This is a genomic window from Otariodibacter sp. (assembly GCF_029256985.1).
GTDB lineage: Bacteria > Pseudomonadota > Gammaproteobacteria > Enterobacterales > Pasteurellaceae > Otariodibacter.
Genome location: NZ_JARIDQ010000061.1, coordinates 1 through 19,928 on the forward strand (window position 1 = coordinate 1; position 19,928 = coordinate 19,928).

Sequence of the window (19,928 nt, forward strand, 5' to 3'; positions counted from 1 at the left end):
ATACGACCAACGATAAAGATGTTGTTAAGGTCTTACAAGACGTTGTAAATCACTCTTCTATTGATCTTGGAGATGGTAATAATGTCTTGAATATTGGTGGTACCTTAGAAAGCCAAGGTGGACAATATGGAACAGTTGATAACTCTACTATTACAGCAGGAGCTGACAACGATACAGTCTACATTAATCGTCAGGTAACGAATGGTTCAACCATTAACTTAGGTGATGGTGATAACGACTTAACTGTCAATGCTGCAGTAACTAAATCGACAATCACTACTGGTGATGGTAAAGATTTATTATGGCTAGTTGGTGTTAGTGATGGTACCAAAGTTAGCACAGGTGCTGGAGATGATATTATTCATCTAGGTAAACGTGATGCTGACGCTCCTACTGATTTTGCGGCATCTGTTAACGTCGGTAGTAAAGGATCGGTTATTGATGGAGGTGATGGTCTAGATATTCTTTATTATCATGGTGCACAACTCCATGATGGAGCATCTGTTAATAACTTGACTACTGCTAATATTGAGCTGATTCAGATTGATGGAACTCAAGGCGGTGTGAATGCTGGTCAAAGAAATCAATTTAATTTAACTTTGTCTGATTTAACTCAGTCAGGAGATACGTTAGATACAGTATTTATCAACTCTAATGTTGCCGATCTGAATGGTTATAAACTAAATACTATCGACTTAGGTGGTAATAATAAAGTGTATAACTATAACGGTATGAACAATGTTAAACCAAACCTTGGTGAATTTAGTCTTGCTGAACAAAATGTACAAGCTAAAGATCCAACAGGTGAAACACATACTTATAATGTCTATAAAGCGACTGCTGCTGATGGACATATTGAGACAGTCTATATCCAAGATACGTTCTTCGTTATCTAATTAGAGTACTTGATAAGTACATAACTTTAAAAAAAACGCTCTCGTAATGAGGGCGTTTTTTATAGGTTAATTCAAATTATTACCTATTTAGTATTCATTAAAATATTAAATAATGATAAGGTGCTAAAAAATATTTAAATACAATATTATTAGAATATTCGAGAAGAAAATGAACGCTAAAAACTTAGAATTATTTTTAAAAGACCATTTTTCAGATTTTTATAAACACTGGAAAAATACAAATCGTGAAGGACAATTAGCAGATACGTTAATTGTGTCCATCTCAGATGGATATAAGCGTGCAAAAGTCATAACGCCTACTATGAGTAAAGACGATATGATTGAAGAAGATGGACAGCACATTCTAGAAATACTTTTAAACAAATTGAAATGGGCAACTAGCCAATTCGAAAACCCTTTAAAGTGGTTACGATTAGAGTGGGTTACACAAGAAAAAGAGTTACTGTGGAATGAGTTTGAAAAAGAGCTTAAAGGTTATAAACGTAATTATTTTCGCTCAGGTATTGCTTTTAGAGGAAAAACTAAACCATGGTGCTTACTCACTGAGATGGAGCTTAATGCCAACGCCTGCCTTTACCCAGATTCAGATATACCCTATGCTCAAGTAAACATTAAAAATTTTAAAAAATACTTTAATTCACGACATAGTAGTAATAATTGGCCTAATTTAGATAACAATACTCAGATATTGATTTTTCAAACATCTGGAATTTTTTATGATGTTGAAACTGGAGAGATTGAGACGTTATGTACCTTACCAAGACGTCATGGCCATCGTGAAATACCTTTATTAACTCAAAAATTTACAGAGAATTTGATAAGTAATACAACTAAATATCTAGCGAATCAAGTAAAAAATAATGGATGTTTTGAATATGGTTATTTTCCTTGTTTTGGTAGAAATATTAAAACATATAACACATTACGTCATGCAAGTAGTATCTATTCGTTAATAGAAGGGTATCAGTTTTGCCGTGATAATAAAACAAATACAAAGCAGCTTGAGTATATTTCTACTCAGATTGAGTCCGCTTTACTGTATTTAGAGAGCAACGCTGTCAAATATTATTCTGATGATAGGGCTTATGTATTAGAGATTAATAATACAATTAAGCTAGGTGCAAATGCGGTATATATATTGGCGTTAGTCAAATATATTCAAGTATTTAAAGATTCTAAATATAATCAAAGGTTTTTAGAACTTAGCAAAAAGTTAGCAAATGGCATTCTTGCAATGCAAAAACCTTCTGGTCAATTTGTTCACGTTTTAAATGCGGATACTTTAGACATCGTTTCGGAAAGTCATGTTATCTATTATGATGGTGAAGCTGTATTTGGTTTGATGCGTTTATATGGTATTGATAAAGATGAACGTTGGATTGATTGTGTAGAGAAAGCGTTTGATTATTTTATTGAGTCAGGATCTGGACATAATGGAGCTCATGACCATTGGTTATCGTATTGTACTAATGAGATGGTTATTTATAGACCAGAGAAAAGATACTTCCAGTTTGCTGTCAATAATGTTAAAGGTTTCACTGACTTTATCAAAAATAGGATAACTACTTATCCTACACTGTTAGAATTAAGTATGGCATTTCATAAAATGTTACTTAAACTTGACGAGCATCCTGAGCATAAGGATGTATTAGAAGGATTCGATGTAGCAGATTTCTATGAAGCTTTACATACACGGGCAAATTATCTAGTAAATGGTTATTTCTTCCCAGAAATGGCTATGTTTTATAAGGAACCTAATACTATTTTGCATGGTTGCTTTATTCGTCACCATGCATTTAGAGTCCGCATTGATGATGTTCAGCATTATTTGTCTGGCTGGGTCGCTTATCATACATTATTAGCATTACAAAATTACCCTAAATCAGCTAATCAGACTAATCGTAAGATCTTAGACGATGCCCAAGTCTTAACACCGTTAGCTTTAGAAGAAGCTACCAGAGGACGTTGGCTAGTTAGTCCCAAAAAAGGATGGACAGCAACGGGGCTTTGTATTCACCCTGGTGGTTTTAAGGAGGGATGTTTACTTGTCGCGCGGGGTAAAAATATGGAGAGGGGGTATCTTCCCAAAGTTGCGGTCAAATCATTTACTCTAAAAAACGCAGGAGCAATCATTACCGATGATGAAAAAGAGTACTTAGATTTTGGTATACCTGTATTGTATGTTCCAAATGTTAGGCAAGCAACTTTAGATATTGGTAAGTGGAGTAGGAAGTATTATCAAGGTGATGTAATAGGTGTAACAGGTAGTGCGGGTAAAACAACTACCGTAGCTATGTTAGCACATACTTTACAAATTCAAGGTGAGATTGCTCAGACAAAAGGCAGTGCCAATTTACCTATTGGAATAGCTTGGAATATGGCTTCTATGTCACAAACTGCTAAAACATGGGTACTTGAGATGTCTATTGGTAATATGGCTTTAAACACTGAATTAGCACGACCTAATATCGCTGTAGTTACGAATATTGCAGCAGCTCACTTAGAATATCATAATACGTTAGATATGGTAGCTATTAAAAAAGCACGGATTTTTGAAGGTATGAAGCCAGGTGAATTAGCTATCATTTGCCGTGATATTGAACAATATAACCTAATCGCAGAAAAGGCAGAAATGCATGGTCTTAATATCATTACCTATGGTGAGCATCATGAGTCTAACATCCGTCTAATTGACTATGTATCGAGAACTGCAAAGATTAGAATAGGGGATCAGATATATACTTTAGAAATGTCCTCAATCGGTAAGCATATGGTACTTAATGCAATGGCGGTTTTAGCTATTGCTAATCATAAGTCTTTAGATCTTTCTAAAGTAATCAATAAGCTAAATACTTTTACTGCTATTGAAGGTCGTGGAGAAGTATCCAGAATTAATTATAAAGGTAAGCAGATAACCCTATATAATGAAGCATATAATGCTAACCCATTGTCTATGCAAGCAGCTCTTAGAGGTTTCTCAGAAGTTGATGTACCGGCTCAGAGCAAGCTATTAATTCTAGGTGATATGTTAGAGCTTGGTGATAATAGTCAACAATATCACTTAAATTTAGTTCCAGATATTAAAAACGTTGATTTTAGAGAAATTATATTAGTTGGAGAGTTAGTTTCAGAATTACAAGACATTCTTAAGCAATTAGGTAAAGTGGTACATCATTTCAGGGATAGGAATTCTTTAGCTGAACAATTATCAAATATTATTAATGATCATGATTCAGTTTTGATTAAAGCTTCTCATGGTGTCGGGTTGGATACACTTTTTGGGAAAAATGAGGAACAACCAGTATCTAGTAAGATAATTAATAGTCTTACAAATCAAGCAGCATTTGTTGTACAAAAATTCTCATTAAAAAATAATAAAGTTACTGAACGAAGTACATTAGCTACAGTTAGAGCAAATGAGGCTAAAGTTCCAGCATCACTCGCTAAGTTACTGACTTTGATGATAGTTTGGGATAAGTTGAAAAAAGATAAAATTGATCCATTTAAAACAATGATAAAATTCCCTATAGATCTATTGCCAGGAAGTAGTGAGGCCTATAAGGTTTTTGAAAGAAATGAAGTTGTCCCAATAATTGAGCTTATCAAAGCAACCTTAATTATTAGCTCTAACGAATCAGCGTATACACTGGGGCTTTGGCACTCAGGTAGTGAAAAAGAGTTTGTTGAAGTAATGAATCAAAAGTCAATTAACTTAGGTTTAGAAAAAACCTATTGGGCTAGTAGTTCAGGGCTTAGCAGTAAGGCCTACTCAACAGCAAACGATCTACTTAAAATAGCAGAAACCTTCATCAGTGATTATAGTGAAATTAGTAAATATTGTTCATACAAGTTTTTTAAAAGAGGTAAAAAGGTATTAAAAAATACAAACCGCTTAATACATCAAGATAAAAGGGTGCAAGGTTTAAAAACAGGAAATATTGTAGGCATAGGTTCAAGCTTAATTAATTACTGGATCGATGATAAATATCATTACTTAAGTATTGTTCTATGCGCTGAAAATCGTAAAAGTTGCTTTGCCTTATCTGAATTTGCAATGAGCAATTATACTCAAGATCAAACTGAAGATAAGCCACTTACAGGTATATCAACAGAGTCTTCTATATTAATAGCAGAGTTTGGCTCTAAAAATGGTTCTTTGACAAGTAAAAGAATTTTAAAGGTGATAAATGGTAATAAAATAACATCCCCTATCGGTTTGGCAAAAATTGTTACTGCTATACTTGTTATGGACAAGGTAAGAGATGAGGGGCTGGATATTAATGCAACACAAATCTCTATACCTGATGATCTAAATAAAAAATTCAATAACCACATATTTTATGATGAGCAAAAAGTGGCTCTTATTGAACTTCTTGAAGCTATGATTATTTCAAGTTCGAATGAGGCGGCCTATGTACTTGCTTGTTGGCATTCAGGTAATGAACAATCTTTTATTGATCAAATGAACAGCAAATCTAGCCAGTTAAAGTTAATGGATACTTATTGGGCTAGCTGTTCTGGCTTAACTAGAGATGCTTATACCACTGTTAATGATTGTCTAAAACTAATAGAGGAGTTTATAGCACATTATTCTGAAATTAGTAATATGTGTAATAAAAAACAGTATACATATAAAGGACATGTGATTAATAATCCTAATAGGCTGGTGCATAAATTCGAAAATGTTAAAGGTATTAATTATAGTAACTTAAAAGGAGTGGGTACGAATTTGGTCAATTACTGGGTCAAAGATGATAAAAGCTATATAAGTGTCGTTCTAGGTGCAGCTAATAGAAAAGAATGTATTGACCTATCCGAGTGGATAATGACTGAGTTTACGAATAAGTAACTCACCTATCATTACAAAATTAATATAACAGCAAAATATGTAGGGTATAAAATGGATAATGAGAGAGCATTTAGGGTTGTTATTCCTAGTTAGTGAGTGCAAAGCCCACAAATGTAAGCAGAGACTGTAACAAAGTTCCTTGTATTTATTTCTTTGAAAAGGCAGTCTCTATGGATACATATTTTAAAATTATATGAAAAAATTAGAGATAAAGCTGATTTCGTTATTGTATTGAGAGAAAGTGTGCGCCGGATATTGACTTGAGTTTAGTTCCCGGGTTTGATGTAAAAGTTGCCCGCTTGAACCAAAGTTATAGTATTGGTCATTCAGTATTGGAGGGGTTATCTGGCTTACCTAAATATAGGCATGCCATTATCCATATAGTTGACACTCTTATAGATAAGATCTATGATTTTTCAGTAGATGATATTTATATTCAAAAATGTTCTGATTTATGTCGCTGGACGAGTATAACCAGTCATAAGAATGACATGGTGCGAATAAAAAGCGATAGAGAAGCTTTTATTAAAGAAAAGTAGCTAACGTTTGTGTTGGTTTATTCTTATTTGCTCAAGGATGTCAATTTAGATCTGACTTAAAAAATAGTCTTAATCTTCAAGATGAAGATATGGACCTTTTTTTGGAGATGGTGAAACATTTTCAGAAATAAATCCAATGGCTTTGCCAAAAGCTGAAGGATGGCGTGACTTTGATCATGTAGATTCTTATTATGAAGCAAGACTTAATTTTTAATAATTAGGTAATAATAGATTTAGTATTGAGCCAAACCGAATATATGGTTTGTTGGGAAATTAGATATGAACACCTGTGACGGTGATATTAGAAAAAATAAGGGACAGCGAGATGGCATTTTTAAAAAACAATCATTTTATCTTTCTTAATAATAGGCTTGGAAAAAACTATACTGGGATTGAAAGCTCTGCACTTAAGAGAAGTAAGATATTCATTGAAAAACTCAATATTATACCTGTATTTTTGACTATGGCTTATAATTTAAATACAGAGTCTATAGTTGAGGAACTTAAGGCGCTAAAGAAAATCCCAGACTCTTTTAAACATGTTAATTTATATCAGTTCTATCAGACTGAAAGTGTAACTAAAGCTATAAGTTATCTGGAGCCAATTGAAAATCTTACTGAACCTAGAGTACAGATCACTCAGAATCAAAAAAAACTTTTCACTAAGTTTTACAACCTTGAGACTGGATTAATCTCTTACATACATTATTATGATGATAATGGAGAAATATATAGGTTAGATAACTTCGATCCCACAGGTTTCTTATCAAGAGTATGTGTTTTCACCACTGGCAAAACAAGAGAGAGGGTGTCAGAGTTTTTCTATCGTGCTGATGGGACGCTGTGTTTTCAAAAGTTCTATAGCCATAAAAATGGAGAGAATGTAGTTGACAGAATTACTGTTACTGACGAGGTAGGTAGACCAACTAAAGTCTTTAATGAAGAAGAAGATTTTACCAAGTTTCTATTAGAGTTTTACTTTAATAAATACAGTGAAAATGAACAGGTTAATGTCATAGTTGATAGAAACGTACGATTAATTGATGGAATGGACAATAGAGTAATCCCAAATTTAAAAATTTATCCGATTATACATAGTTATCATTTACAGGGTCTATCAAATCCTCAAAGTAGGTTGCGTAGTTATGCTTATTATTTGAATAATATAAGAGATATTGATGGTCTGATTATACTCACAGAACAGCAAAGATATGATATTGTCAAAAGATTTGGTGAGTATGATAATACGTATTGTATACCTCATGTTGTTAATGATTTTCCTCAAAAAGTACCATTTGATAGCCGTATAACTAATAAAGTCATAGCTGTGGGGCGTTATAGTCCAGAAAAAAATCATGAATTAATGATTCGTATTTTTGCAAAAGTAGTTGAAAGATTGCCATCTGCAACACTAGATCTATATGGACATGGTCCACTGAAAAGTAAACTAGAGTCACTTATTAAAGATCTAAATATGGAAGAGAATATTTCTATAAACCCTTTTTCTAAAGATATTTATGCGAAATTTTCGGAAGCTAAGTTGTCACTTTTGACCAGTGAATATGAAGGTTTTCCGCTTGTGGTGATGGAGAGTCTAGCGTGTGGTTGTCCAGTAATAGCAAATGATATTCGTTATGGGCCTTCATCAATGATAGATGATGGAAAAAATGGTTATCTAATAGACAGAGATGATGAGTCCGCTTTTGTGGATAAAATTGTAAAAGTATTAAAGGATGAAAGTTTGAATGCTGAGTTTTCAAAAAATGCTTATGAGAGCTCACAACGTTTTAGTGACGATAATATTGCTCCTGTATGGCAGAGTTTTATTGAAAAAATAACTAAGTAAAGTTACATGATTTTCAGTTTTGATAAAAATTAGATATATCTAGATTAAAGGCTTTTTTGGATATGTTTTTAGTAACAGCTCTTTTTGTTCTATCCGGTAACCTCTTTGGTGTCTCAAATATTGAAAACCAAGTAGTAGCTAATAGTAAGGAGATCTCTATTTTAGATAGAGAAGGATTGGCATATGGTAAGTGCCATTTATTCAATACTAAAAGAAAATCTTTAAGTTTCAATGGTATAAACTCAAGTTTTAAGTTCTCCGTTGAAGGTGAAGATGCCGGATTAGAAGAGAATGAACTAAGTTTTATTAATAAAGACAATCTTATTAATGTTCATAGTCAATTAACCGTAGCAAATCAATTATTTCAGAATGTATTAATGTTAGAAGATCCTTTATCTAGCCAACGCTATGATAAGGCTAAGTTTATAAATATTACCATTGAATATTCAGATAAAATTTTTGGTACAGCGTATGATGAAGTTGTAACAAATAATGAATTAGGCCTTTCTAATTGTTTTATTGGTATGAAAATAAGCAATAAGGTTAATGCTATTAAAAATGTAACGCCAGCTCATGAGCTTTTTCATCTTTATCAAAATAGTGCAATGATGTTTAAACAGAGCTGGTTATCAGAGGGGACGGCAAGATGGTCTGAGTCATTAATTAAAGAAGGAACAGGTGAAGAAGAAGTATTACCAGAGACTAAGGAAGAGCTTTTAGAAGTCATGGATTCAAGCTATGGCGCTAGTAAGTTTTGGACAAGACTATTCAGATTAATCGATCAAAATGATACATTTACTGTCCCTAATGATTTAGATACGATTACCTATTCAAACAACAAATCTGTACTACAGGATAATAGAGCCTATGGTACTCGATTTATAAAGGTTTTATTTGATGAATTAAACTTTGAAAGCAATCATGTTTCTAAATTAAAAGGCTGGGATAGGTATGGCTGGAAAGAGAAAGATCAGAAAGATCCTAAGCTAAATCCTTATATATGGCGTGCTGTTAAACGTGCTGTATCTAAAGTCTTATCTGAAGAGCAACAGTCGGAAGAGTTAAGAAAATGTATGGAGATAGAGTTGTAAGCTTTACAGCATGCTAGCTAAAATAGAATTTACCAGAGAAGAGCAGATCTAATCTGGTATTTTCCCATTTAAAATAGCATGCCTGTCAGATTAAGTTTGATCTTCTACAAAGAATTTATAGGATTGTTGCCATATCTTGCTTAAGCCCATCCCCTATTTTATATATTCGTCCTAGATGCAATTGTGCCTCTGTATGCCCTTATTTTGCATATTTCCGAAATTAAGTTACCGCTTGTGCATTATTTCTTTATACCCCCATACCAGCACTATACCTAATAGCTAATTCAAGTAGTGCTTCAGCACCGATTTATTCTGCTAGTTTTAATCTCTTCTCAAATTTTGAAGTATAAATAATCTCCATATTATGTTTTATTTGCGTTTCACCTCGTCTATCCTCTTCTCAATATCATTCTAATGCCTTAATAAACATATAGATAGAGAACTTAATATTGATGTAATATTCATTGAATAATAAATACCAATTTTATTGGTACGATTTATTCGCTAGATTTATTAATTTATCGCAAACGTTTGCGTAACTTTGGTATAATGGCATCGTTTCATTTTTATATAATCCATAGGATACTAATATGCAAATCAGCCTTAAAAAAATTTACTCTGGGAAAGTACGTGATCTTTATGAAATTGATGAAAAACGTATGTTAATGGTCGCAACTGACCGCTTGTCTGCCTTTGATGTGATTTTAGATGATCCTATTCCGCGTAAGGGTGAAATCCTTACTCAAATTTCTAATTTCTGGTTTAAGAAATTATCACACATTATGCCTAATCATTTTACTGGTGATTCAGTATTTGATGTGTTACCAAAAGAAGAAGCGGAAGCTATTCAATATCGTGCAGTTGTATGTAAGCGTTTAACACCAGTAAAAATCGAATCTATTGTGAGAGGTTATTTAACAGGTAGTGGCTTAAAAGACTATAAAAAAACAGGGGCTATTTGTGGATTAGCTTTGCCAGAAGGTTTAGTTGAAGCAAGTAAATTACCAGAGCCTATTTTTACTCCATCAAGTAAAGCAGAAGTGGGTGACCACGATATCAATATCAGTTACGAAGAGTGTGAGCGTCAAATCGGTGCAGATTTAGCTAAACAAGTCAAAGAATCAGCTATTGCTCTTTATAAAGAAGCGGCAGATTATGCGCTAACTAAAGGCATTATTATTTGCGATACCAAATTTGAATTTGGTTTAGATGAGAACGGCGTATTAACTTTAATGGATGAAGTTTTAACGCCTGATTCAAGCCGTTTTTGGTCGGTTGATACTTATCAAGAAGGTACAAACCCACCATCATTTGATAAGCAGTTTGTACGTGATTGGTTGGAAAATAGCGGTTGGAACAAGCAAGCTCCAGCCCCGAAAGTACCAAGCGATGTGATTGAGAAAACTGTTGCTAAATATCAAGAAGCATTGGATTTATTAACTAAATAGCAAAAAAAGCAAAAGGGATCATTATGATCCCTTTTGCTTTTCATAAAATGAACTAAAGAGGTAACTGACTACCTCTTATAAATAAATCTTATTGATTGTTTTGAACGTAATCAATCGCAGATTGAACAGTTGTAATTTTTTCAGCTTCTTCATCAGGAATTTCAATATCAAATTCTTCTTCTAAAGCCATTACTAACTCAACGGTATCAAGAGAATCAGCGCCTAAATCTTCGATAAAAGAAGCTTCAGGTTTTACGTCTTCTGCTTTTGCGCCAAGTTGATCAACAATGATTTTTTTTACGCGTTCTTCAATGCTCATTTTTTGTTTCCTATTGTAAATTCGCCTAAGTGCGAGAGTTGAGTAGTGTAAAGAAAATTGGCATAAATTCAACTATTTTATGAGATGTCAAATTAGCCTTGCTTTTTCACACAGCTAAATTCTTAGTGGTCTCGCCCATCAATTGAGCGAAAAAGCGATGTTGATTTTATCATTATGAATAGGGTTTATCCATAGTGGATTTTGACGAACATCACAATTTCGTGAAAACAAGCGGTAGGATAGATTAAATTTTTGGTAAATCATAATTTTTTTGCCGATTTTTTCTATTTTGATTTAGAATAAACGTCATTTTTATATTACTGAATTTAATTAAAACAAATAGGGAAAACTATGCGTACGAGCCAATATTTATTTTCTACATTGAAAGAAACGCCAAACGATGCTCAAGTCGTTAGCCATCAATTAATGCTAAGAGCGGGGATGATCCGACCGCTTGCATCAGGGTTATACAATTGGTTACCGACAGGTTTACGTGTATTAAAGAAAGTTGAAAATATTATCCGTGAGGAAATGAACAAAAGTGGTGCGTTAGAAGTTGAAATGCCGGTGGTTCAGCCTGCTGACTTATGGATTGAATCTGAACGTTGGGAAGATTACGGTCCTGAGTTATTACGTTTTAAAGATCGTGGTGATCGTCCTTTTGTTTTAGGCCCAACTCATGAAGAAGTGATTACTGATCTTGTACGTCGTGAAGTCAGTTCATACAAACAATTACCTTTAAATTTATATCAAATTCAAACTAAATTCCGTGATGAGGTTCGTCCTCGTTTCGGAGTAATGCGTGGTCGTGAATTTTTAATGAAAGATGCTTATTCATTCCATGTAACAAAAGAATCATTACAAGAAACCTATGATGTGATGCATCAAACTTATAGCAATATTTTTAGTCGCTTAGGATTGGATTTTCGCCCTGTTGCTGCTGATACGGGTTCAATTGGTGGTAGTGCTTCTCATGAATTTCAAGTATTAGCACAGAGCGGAGAAGATGATGTTGTATTCTCAACAGAGTCTGATTACGCAGCTAATATTGAATTAGCAGAAGCTATTACAGTAGGTGAACGTCAAGCACCAACGCAAGAAATGCAATTGATTGATACGCCTAATGCAAAAACTATTGCTGAACTAGTTGAACAATTTAATGTACCTGCAGAGAAAACGGTTAAAACTTTAATTGTAAAAGGTGCTTTGGCAGAACATCCTTTAGTGGCGTTAGTTGTACGTGGTGATCACGAATTAAATGATATTAAAGCGGTTAAACTTGCTGAAGTTGCAGAGCCATTTGAATTTGCCGATGAAGCAGATATCAAAGCTAAAATTGGTGCAGGCGTTGGTTCATTAGGTCCTGTGAATTTAGACATTCCAGTGATTATTGATAGAAGTGTCGCGATTATGAACGATTTTACTGCTGGCGCAAATATTGATGGTAAACACTATTTCAATATCAACTGGGAAAGAGATGTTGCGTTACCAAAAGTTGCAGACATACGTAATGTGGTAGAGGGTGATCCAAGCCCAGATGGTAAAGGTACCTTACTGATTAAACGTGGTATCGAAGTTGGACATATTTTCCAACTAGGGACTAAATATTCAGAAGCAATGAAAGCAACCGTTCAAGGTGAAGATGGACGCCCACAAACACTGATTATGGGTTGTTATGGTATCGGTGTAACTCGTGTTGTTGCTGCTGCGATTGAACAACATCACGATGATCGTGGAATTATTTGGCCAACTGATGAAATTGCACCATTTACTGTGGCAATTGTGCCAATGAATATGCATAAATCAGAAAAAGTACAAGCTTTTGCGGAAGATTTATATAAAACATTACGTTCTCAAGGTGTAGAAGTTATTTTTGATGATCGTAAAGAGCGTCCGGGGGTGATGTTTGCAGATATGGAGCTAATCGGTGTTCCACATATGCTAGTTATCGGTGAGAAAAATCTAGATAAAGGTGAGATCGAATACAAAAACCGTCGTACAGGCGAAAAAGAAATGATCTCAAAAGATACTTTATTTGATTTTATTGCTCAAAAGATTAAAAAATAAATTAACTTAGTTAACTATTTGTTGTCATTAAAAAATCGGGCTTGTGAATAAGAGTGTTTCACAAGCCCGATTGTTATTTACGTATATTACGAGTCAAGCTTTTACCAAATTTGAATACGTTCATTAATTGGTTTATACATCGCATCGCCTTCTTTAGTACCAAATGCATTATGAAATCCACTGATATTTAAGATCGGTGCAAATGCTCGGAATTGTCCCGGTGCATGTGGATCACTTTTCACTTGATGAGAAAGTGCTTGCACAGTCGCTTTATTACGCCATGAGCGAGTCCAACTCATAAAATAGCGTTGATCTGGCGTCAAATTCTCAATTTTTGGTGTGACACCATGATCTTTTTCATACAATTTAAGTGCATCATAAGAAATGCTTAATCCACCTAAGTCAGCAATATTTTCACCCAAAGTAAAACGTCCATTGACGAAAACATGTGGAGCGACTTCAAATTGATTGAATTGTTCAACCAGTCTATTAGCTAATGCTTCAAATTTTTTACGATCTTCTGGCGTCCACCAATCTTTTAAATTACCATCGCCATCAAAGCGTGACCCACTATCATCAAAACCATGAGTAATTTCATGGCCAATAATAGCACCAATTGCCCCGAAGTTTACCGCAGGGTCTGCCTCAACATCATAAAGTGGCGGTTGTAAGATTCCCGCAGGGAAAACAATACGGTTCATTAATGGGCTATAAGAGGCATTAACTACTTGTGGTAACATTCCCCATTCGTTTAAATCAACTGGTTGCCCAACTCGACTTAGAGCATCTTGGTAATTCCATTTTGCGATTTCTTGTAGATTCGTATAAATCGAACCGCCTTGTGCTACATCTTTCAAATTCAAACTACTGTAATCTTTCCATTTATTTGGATAACCCACTTCGACAATAAATTTATCTAATTTTTCTCGTGCTTTTTGCTTGGTTTCTTCAGACATCCAAGTGAGATTATCAATACGCTTGTGATAAGCCTTAATTAAATAATTCGCAATATTTAATAAATTTTGTTTTGCCGTTTCAGGAAAGAATTTATTCACATAAAATTGGGCAAATTCTTCACCAACATTACTGTTAACTAAACGTAATGCACGTTTTTCAATCTCTCTCTGTTTTTTCTGACCAACAAGTGTTTTACCATAGAAATCAAAACTTGCATCATCTAACGCTTTAGTTAAATAGGAGGCAGCTCCTGATATGGTTTGAAAACGTAAATAATCTTTGATAACTGAAAGATTCTTAGGGTTAATCAAGATATCAAATTTTTTAAGGAAATTAGGTTCCCATACGATGACTTCGTCTGTATTCACCCCCACTTCCTTGAGATAGTTTGCTAAGTTGATATTTTTACTTGCTGAAGCAAATTGCTTCATTGTCATTGGATTAAAGTGTTTTTGAACATCACGGCTTTCTTCATTAGTAAAGAGCGTATTTGCAATCTCTTTTTCGTAATTTACAATTGCTTTTGCTTTGTTTTCAGTATTTGTAACTCCAGCAAATTTTAGCATTTTAGCTACGAAATTTTGATATTGCTTTAACACCTTACGATTTTCAGCCGTATCTTTTTGAAAATAATCTTTGCTTAAACCAAGGCTACTATTGCTAAAATAGATAGCATTCTGACGAGAATTTTTTAAATGAGCAAATACTGACCAACCAAATAAAACTTCATTACCTTGCTTAGTTTCTTCAATAATATAACGTTCTAAATCACTAAAGGTTTTGATTTGATCGATTTTTGTGAGATCGGCTTGAATTGGTGCTAAGCCTAATTTTTCACGGGCATCTAAATCAGTATAAGTTTGATATAAAGCTTTTAAATGTTGCGCTTTTACATCATTTGCAAATTTTGGATCGGAAATCACCGCTTGTAATAATTCCAAAGAACGTCTTTCATTCATATCATTTAATTCAGCTAATGTTCCCCAAGAGGTACGATCATCAGGTATTTTGGCAGAATCCATCCATTTACCATTAACATAACGGTAAAAATCTTGTTGAGGAGCTACAAGTGGATCCATACCTTCAGTTAATGTGCTGTGATAGGTTTTAGGGGTACAAGCTGCAAGAGCAACTGCACAGGCCACAAATGAAAATAATATAGGCGTCTTCATATTCTTTCCTTATTTTTGATTTGTAATCGTACAAGCGGTTAGATATAAAGGTTTTTTTGCATAATATTTGCATAATAAACGAGTGATCCTACCGCTTATTTTTTTGCTTATTTTGACTATTTTGTTGTATATAGTTCAACATTTTCCCTCGATCAAATTAGTTAATAAATCAATATGATCGGGATTATCATTCAATGCAGGTATATAACGGTAGTGTTCACCGCCTGATGATAAAAAATACTCTTTATTTTCTTCGGCAATTTCTTCTAATGTTTCTAAACAATCAGTAGAAAATCCTGGACAAATTACTGCTACTTTTTTTATACCTTTGTTAGGTAATTCTTGTAATATGATGTCAGTATAAGGCTTTAGCCATTCCTCTCTTCCAAATCTAGATTGAAATGCGATGCACCATTGATGATCTTCTAATTTGAGAGATTGGGCAACTAAGCGAGCAGTTTCACGACAATGATAGGCATAGTAGTCACCCTCATCATCATAACGTTGAGGAATGCCATGAAAAGAAAATACCAAGAACTCATTTCGTTCTAGCTTAATAGAATTAACGAGAGCATTAATATAAAGTGGATGATCGTAATAATTATGAATAAATTCAAAAGGGACTATATTTTTATAGTGCGTTAGACTTCGTGCAAAAGCATCAAAGACTGGGGCAGTTGTAGTTGAACTATATTGAGGGTAGAGTGGAAGTACAATGATTTTATCAACTTTATTAGCTAAAAGATTTTTCATCGCCTGATCAATACTTGGGTTTCCATAGGTCATACCTAATTCAATAATAAAATCTTTATCTTGCTGATCAAAATAGGATTGAATAGCCTTTTGTTGTTGACGAGAAATAGTTAAAAGAGGTGAGCCATCAGTTCCCCAAACAGACTGATAATTTTTGGCAACTGTGGGTGAACGTCTTGGTAATACAATAAAATTAAGAATAGGCAACCACTTCCCTTTAGGAAGGTCAATCACTCTTGGATCGCTTAAAAATTGTTTTAAGTAACGTTTAACAGCAATTGGTGTTGGTTCATCTGGCGTACCTAAATTACTTAAGAGAACACCTATTTTAGGCTTTAACATAGTATTTCCTCAGTTTATCGGAGCTTTATTATAAAAAATAAATTCAATTGGTGCCATTTATTAAAGTAAGAGGTCATGTTAGCAACTCTATTCTACTCTTGACATTGGGTAATTAGTCGCCTAAAATTTACCGTCCTCTCTTTTATGAGAGGCAATTTGTATTTTTTTAATTTTAACTGGAGCTTAATTAATGGCAACTATCAACCAGCTAGTACGCAAATCGCGTGTGAAAAAGGTTGTAAAAAGTAACGTTCCTGCATTGGAAGCATGTCCACAGAAACGTGGTGTATGTACTCGTGTATATACTACAACTCCTAAAAAACCAAACTCAGCATTACGTAAAGTATGCCGTATTCGTTTAACGAATGGTTTTGAAGTTACTTCTTACATCGGTGGTGAAGGTCACAACCTTCAAGAACATAGTGTTGTATTGATCCGTGGTGGTCGTGTTAAAGATTTACCAGGTGTGCGTTATCACACAGTACGTGGTGCATTAGACTGCGCAGGTGTAAAAGATCGCAAACAATCACGTTCTAAATATGGCGTAAAACGTCCTAAATCTTAATGGTTCTCCGTTGAGTAAGGCCAAACGTCTAACTTAGTTATTTAACTATTTAAACCATAAACTCCAGTCAAAATGCGACAATGTTCGCACTAAGATGAGTTTTGGATATCCTGAAGATTTATTATACGGAGAAATTAAAATGCCACGTCGTCGTGATGTAGGTCAACGCAAGATCCTCCCAGATCCAAAGTTCGGATCAGAATTGCTTGCAAAATTTATTAATGTATTAATGGTAGATGGTAAGAAATCTATCGCTGAATCAATCGTTTATAGTGCATTAGAAACGCTTTCTGAGCGTTCTGGTAAAGAAGCTTTGGATGCATTTGAAGTTGCACTTGAAAATGTTCGTCCGACAGTAGAGGTTAAATCTCGCCGTGTTGGTGGTTCAACTTATCAAGTACCAGTAGAAGTTCGCCCAACTCGCCGTAACGCATTAGCAATGCGTTGGATTGTTGAAGCAGCACGTAAACGTGGTGACAAATCAATGGCACTTCGTTTAGCTAACGAACTTTCTGATGCAGCAGATAACAAAGGTGCGGCAGTTAAGAAACGTGAAGACGTTCACCGCATGGCTGAAGCTAATAAAGCATTTGCCCACTACCGTTGGTAATAAGCTTTTGATGTTTTTGGGCTTCATCTCAACGTTTGTGATGAAGCCTCTTACTATATAACTAATTTGATAATTAGGTTAAAAATAAAATAAGGTAATAATAATGGCTCGTCAAACTCCCATTGAGCTATATCGTAATATCGGTATCAGTGCTCACATCGACGCAGGTAAAACAACTACCACAGAGCGTATCCTATTCTATACCGGTGTAAGTCACAAAATTGGTGAAGTACACGATGGTGCAGCGACGATGGACTGGATGGAACAAGAACAAGAGCGTGGTATTACAATCACCTCTGCTGCAACAACAGCGTTCTGGTCTGGTATGTCTCAACAGTATCCACAACACCGTATTAACGTTATCGATACTCCGGGACACGTAGATTTTACAATCGAAGTAGAACGTTCAATGCGTGTTCTTGATGGTGCAGTAATGGTTTACTGTGCTGTAGGTGGTGTACAACCTCAATCAGAAACAGTATGGCGCCAAGCAAATAAATACGAAGTGCCTAGAGTTGCATTTGTAAACAAAATGGACCGTACTGGAGCAAATTTCTTACGTGTTGTTGAACAAATCAAAACTCGTTTAGGTGGTAATGCTGTTCCTTTACAACTACCTATCGGTTCAGAAGATAACTTCACGGGTGTAGTTGATTTGATTAAAATGAAAGCTATCAACTGGAATGAAGCAGATCAAGGTATGACATTTACCTATGAAGATATTCCAGCTGATATGGCAGAAGCATGTGAAGAATGGCGCAACCATCTTGTAGAAGCTGCTGCAGAAGCTTCTGAAGATTTAATGGAAAAATTCTTCTCTGGTGAAGAACTAACTGAAGAAGAAATTAAAAAAGCATTACGTCAACGTGTGCTTGCAAATGAAATTATTCCAGTTTGTTGTGGTTCTGCATTTAAAAACAAAGGTGTTCAAGCAATGCTTGATGCGGTAATCGAATTCTTACCAGCACCAACTGATATTCCTTCAATCAAAGGTATTAACTTAGATGAAACTGAAGGTGAACGCCATGCAGATGATAATGAACCGTTCTCTGCATTAGCATTTAAAATTGCAACAGACCCGTTTGTAGGAAACTTAACATTCTTCCGTGTTTACTCTGGTGTTATTAATTCTGGTGATACAGTTCTTAACTCAGTAAAACAAAAACGTGAACGTTTTGGTCGTATCGTACAGATGCATGCAAATAAACGTGAAGAGATTAAAGAAGTTCGTGCAGGTGATATCGCAGCCGCTATCGGTTTAAAAGATGTTGCGACAGGTGATACATTATGTGCTTTAGATGCGCCAATTATCCTTGAGCGTATGGAATTCCCTGAGCCAGTAATTTCTGTAGCTGTTGAACCAAAAACTAAAGCTGACCAAGAAAAAATGGGGCTTGCATTAGGTCGTCTTGCACAAGAAGACCCTTCATTCCGTGTTCACACAGATGAAGATTCAGGCGAAACAATTATTTCTGGTATGGGTGAGTTACACTTAGATATTATCGTTGACCGTATGAAACGTGAATTTAAAGTGGAAGCGAATATCGGTAAACCACAAGTATCTTACCGTGAAACTATCCGTACACGTGTTAACGATGTTGAAGGTAAACACGCAAAACAATCTGGTGGTCGTGGTCAATATGGTCACGTTGTTATCGACTTATATCCATTAGATCCTGAAGGTCCTGGTTATGAATTCGTTAACGAAATCAAAGGTGGTGTAATTCCTGGTGAATATATCCCTGCTGTAGATAAAGGTATTCAAGAACAACTTAAATCTGGTCCTTTGGCAGGTTACCCAGTAGTAGATATTGGTGTACGTTTACACTTCGGTTCATACCATGATGTTGACTCGTCTGAATTGGCATTCAAACTAGCTGCTTCTTTAGCATTTAAAGCAGCGTTTGCTAAGGCAAATCCAGTTCTTCTTGAGCCAATTATGAAAGTTGAAGTTGAAACTCCACCAGATTATGTTGGTGATGTAATTGGTGATTTAAGCCGTCGTCGTGCGATGGTTAATGGCCAAGAAGCAAGTGAGTTTGTTGTTAAGATCAATGCTGAAGTACCACTTTCAGAAATGTTTGGTTATGCAACAGATCTCCGTTCACAAACTCAAGGTCGTGCATCATATTCAATGGAACCATTGAAATATGCTGAAGCTCCTTCAAGTGTTGCTGCAGCAGTAATTGAAGCACGTAAAAAATAATTTATTACTCAAAAATCCGTAGTGTATTTTGCACTACGGAATTTAACAAAGGAAACATTAGCAATGTCTAAAGAAAAATTTGAACGTACAAAAACGCACGTTAACGTGGGTACAATCGGTCACGTTGACCATGGTAAAACAACTTTAACAGCAGCAATCACAACTGTATTAGCGAAAAAATTCGGTGGTGCAGCTCGTGCATTTGACCAAATCGATAATGCGCCAGAAGAAAAAGCGCGTGGTATCA

General features: G+C 34.9%; 14 protein-coding genes. 11 read left to right on the top strand and 3 right to left on the bottom strand.

The window, feature by feature from the left end:
* From Q1J40_RS06400 to Q1J40_RS06425, 6 genes are all read left to right on the top strand, one after another.
* Window positions 1-896, top strand: an 896-nt coding sequence (locus tag Q1J40_RS06400) for a hypothetical protein (protein WP_301099219.1), incomplete at its 5' end; no start/stop codon positions are given.
* 169 nt (window positions 897-1,065) lie between these two features.
* Window positions 1,066-5,766 carry a Mur ligase family protein gene (locus tag Q1J40_RS06405; protein WP_301099220.1) on the top strand — a complete coding sequence of 1,567 codons (4,701 nt, stop codon included), beginning with the start codon at window positions 1,066-1,068 and terminating at the stop codon, window positions 5,764-5,766.
* A 260-nt stretch (window positions 5,767-6,026) separates the two neighbouring features.
* Window positions 6,027-6,305 carry a hypothetical protein gene (locus Q1J40_RS06410; RefSeq protein WP_301099221.1) on the top strand — a complete coding sequence of 93 codons (279 nt, stop codon included), beginning with the start codon at window positions 6,027-6,029 and terminating at the stop codon, window positions 6,303-6,305.
* A gap of 325 nt (window positions 6,306-6,630) precedes the next feature.
* Window positions 6,631-8,151 carry a glycosyltransferase gene (locus Q1J40_RS06415; protein ID WP_301099222.1) on the top strand — a complete coding sequence of 507 codons (1,521 nt, stop codon included), beginning with the start codon at window positions 6,631-6,633 and terminating at the stop codon, window positions 8,149-8,151.
* Window positions 8,152-8,213: 62 nt separating this feature from the next.
* Complete coding sequence (locus Q1J40_RS06420) at window positions 8,214-9,242, top strand: hypothetical protein (protein WP_301099223.1); 1,029 nt, start codon at window positions 8,214-8,216, stop codon at window positions 9,240-9,242.
* Window positions 9,243-9,832: 590 nt separating this feature from the next.
* Complete coding sequence (locus tag Q1J40_RS06425) at window positions 9,833-10,690, top strand: phosphoribosylaminoimidazolesuccinocarboxamide synthase (protein ID WP_301099224.1); 858 nt, start codon at window positions 9,833-9,835, stop codon at window positions 10,688-10,690.
* An 88-nt stretch (window positions 10,691-10,778) separates the two neighbouring features.
* On the opposite strand, the gene acpP is transcribed toward Q1J40_RS06425, so the two are convergent.
* Window positions 10,779-11,009, bottom strand: a complete 231-nt coding sequence (acpP, locus tag Q1J40_RS06430) for an acyl carrier protein (RefSeq protein ID WP_006249478.1) — start codon at window positions 11,007-11,009, stop codon at window positions 10,779-10,781.
* A gap of 351 nt (window positions 11,010-11,360) precedes the next feature.
* Between acpP and proS the strand changes: the two genes are divergently transcribed.
* Window positions 11,361-13,076 (top strand): proline--tRNA ligase, encoded by a 1,716-nt coding sequence (proS, locus tag Q1J40_RS06435; protein ID WP_301099228.1) that lies wholly within the window; start codon window positions 11,361-11,363, stop codon window positions 13,074-13,076.
* Window positions 13,077-13,177: 101 nt separating this feature from the next.
* On the opposite strand, the gene Q1J40_RS06440 is transcribed toward proS, so the two are convergent.
* Complete coding sequence (locus Q1J40_RS06440; RefSeq protein WP_301099229.1) at window positions 13,178-15,205, bottom strand: M13 family metallopeptidase; 2,028 nt, start codon at window positions 15,203-15,205, stop codon at window positions 13,178-13,180.
* Between the two features lie 135 nt (window positions 15,206-15,340).
* Entirely contained in the window at window positions 15,341-16,300 is a 960-nt protein-coding gene (hemH, locus tag Q1J40_RS06445) for a ferrochelatase (protein WP_301099231.1), read from the bottom strand.
* 190 nt (window positions 16,301-16,490) lie between these two features.
* Here hemH and rpsL point away from each other — a divergent pair, with 190 nt between their 5' ends.
* The 4 genes from rpsL to Q1J40_RS06465 form a co-directional block, all read left to right on the top strand.
* Entirely contained in the window at window positions 16,491-16,865 is a 375-nt protein-coding gene (gene rpsL, locus Q1J40_RS06450) for a 30S ribosomal protein S12 (RefSeq protein ID WP_301099232.1), read from the top strand.
* A 139-nt stretch (window positions 16,866-17,004) separates the two neighbouring features.
* Window positions 17,005-17,475, top strand: coding sequence for a 30S ribosomal protein S7 (gene rpsG, locus Q1J40_RS06455; protein WP_301099233.1), 471 nt, complete (start codon window positions 17,005-17,007; stop codon window positions 17,473-17,475).
* A gap of 103 nt (window positions 17,476-17,578) precedes the next feature.
* Window positions 17,579-19,681, top strand: a complete 2,103-nt coding sequence (fusA, locus tag Q1J40_RS06460) for an elongation factor G (RefSeq protein WP_301099234.1) — start codon at window positions 17,579-17,581, stop codon at window positions 19,679-19,681.
* Between the two features lie 63 nt (window positions 19,682-19,744).
* The coding region (locus Q1J40_RS06465; RefSeq protein ID WP_301098109.1) for a GTP-binding protein at window positions 19,745-19,928 on the top strand (184 nt) is incomplete at its 3' end.